At 56.1% G+C, this 1,853-nt stretch carries 1 rRNA gene; it reads left to right on the forward strand.

Features of this window, described 5'->3' with window-relative positions:
- Positions 1–1,831 (forward strand): 23S ribosomal RNA (locus tag AB0F38_RS31625); the annotation flags it as partial.
- Positions 1,832–1,853 lie beyond the last annotated feature (22 nt).

Here is a 1,853-nt window from a genome sequence, read left to right on the forward strand (position 1 = left end):
GTATGGATGGGTAGGGGAGCGTCGTGTGCCGGGTGAAGCAGCCGCGGAAGCGAGTTGTGGACGGTTCACGAGTGAGAATGCAGGCATGAGTAGCGATACACACGTGAGAAACGTGTGCGCCGATTGACTAAGGGTTCCTGGGTCAAGCTGATCTGCCCAGGGTAAGTCGGGACCTAAGGCGAGGCCGACAGGCGTAGTCGATGGACAACCGGTTGATATTCCGGTACCCGCTTTGAAACGCCCAGTACTGAATCAGGCGATGCTAAGTCCGTGAAGCCGGCCCGATCTCTTCGGAGTTGAGGGTAGTGGTGGAGCCGATGAACCAGACTTGTATTAGGTAAGCGATGGGGTGACGCAGGAAGGTAGTCCAGCCCGGGCGGTGGTTGTCCCGGGGTAAGGGTGTAGGACGCACGGTAGGCAAATCCGTCGTGCATATAGTCTGAGACCTGATGCCGAGCCGATTGTGGTGAAGTGGATGATCCTATGCTGTCGAGAAAAGCCTCTAGCGAGTTTCATGGCGGCCCGTACCCTAAACCGACTCAGGTAGTCAGGTAGAGAATACCGAGGCGTTCGGGTGAACTATGGTTAAGGAACTCGGCAAAATGCCCCCGTAACTTCGGGAGAAGGGGGGCCATCACTGGTGATCCGATTTACTCGGTGAGCTGGGGGTGGCCGCAGAGACCAGCGAGAAGCGACTGTTTACTAAAAACACAGGTCCGTGCGAAGCCGTAAGGCGATGTATACGGACTGACGCCTGCCCGGTGCTGGAACGTTAAGGGGACCGGTTAGTGCACTTTCGGGTGTGCGAAGCTGAGAACTTAAGCGCCAGTAAACGGCGGTGGTAACTATAACCATCCTAAGGTAGCGAAATTCCTTGTCGGGTAAGTTCCGACCTGCACGAATGGCGTAACGACTTCTCGACTGTCTCAACCATAGGCCCGGTGAAATTGCACTACGAGTAAAGATGCTCGTTTCGCGCAGCAGGACGGAAAGACCCCGGGACCTTTACTATAGTTTGATATTGGTGTTCGGTTCGGCTTGTGTAGGATAGGTGGGAGACTTTGAAGCGGCCACGCCAGTGGTTGTGGAGTCGTCGTTGAAATACCACTCTGGTCGTGCTGGATGTCTAACCTGGGTCCGTGATCCGGATCAGGGACAGTGTCTGATGGGTAGTTTAACTGGGGCGGTTGCCTCCTAAAGAGTAACGGAGGCGCCCAAAGGTTCCCTCAGCCTGGTTGGCAATCAGGTGTTGAGTGTAAGTGCACAAGGGAGCTTGACTGTGAGACCGACGGGTCGAGCAGGGACGAAAGTCGGGACTAGTGATCCGGCAGTGGCTTGTGGAAGCGCTGTCGCTCAACGGATAAAAGGTACCCCGGGGATAACAGGCTGATCTTCCCCAAGAGTCCATATCGACGGGATGGTTTGGCACCTCGATGTCGGCTCGTCGCATCCTGGGGCTGGAGTCGGTCCCAAGGGTTGGGCTGTTCGCCCATTAAAGCGGTACGCGAGCTGGGTTTAGAACGTCGTGAGACAGTTCGGTCCCTATCCGCTGTGCGCGTAGGAATATTGAGAAGGGCTGTCCCTAGTACGAGAGGACCGGGACGGACGAACCTCTGGTGTGCCAGTTGTCCTGCCAAGGGCATGGCTGGTTGGCTACGTTCGGAAAGGATAACCGCTGAAAGCATCTAAGCGGGAAGCCTGCTTCGAGATGAGTATTCCCACCACCTTGAGTGGTTAAGGCTCCCAGTAGACGACTGGGTTGATAGGCCAGATGTGGAAGCCCGGTAACGGGTGGAGCTGACTGGTACTAATAGGCCGAGGGCTTGTCCTCAGTTGCTCGCGTCCACTGTGTT

It is taken from the genome of Streptomyces sp. NPDC025273 (genome assembly GCF_040638585.1).
Lineage (GTDB): Bacteria > Actinomycetota > Actinomycetes > Streptomycetales > Streptomycetaceae > Streptomyces > Streptomyces cinereorectus.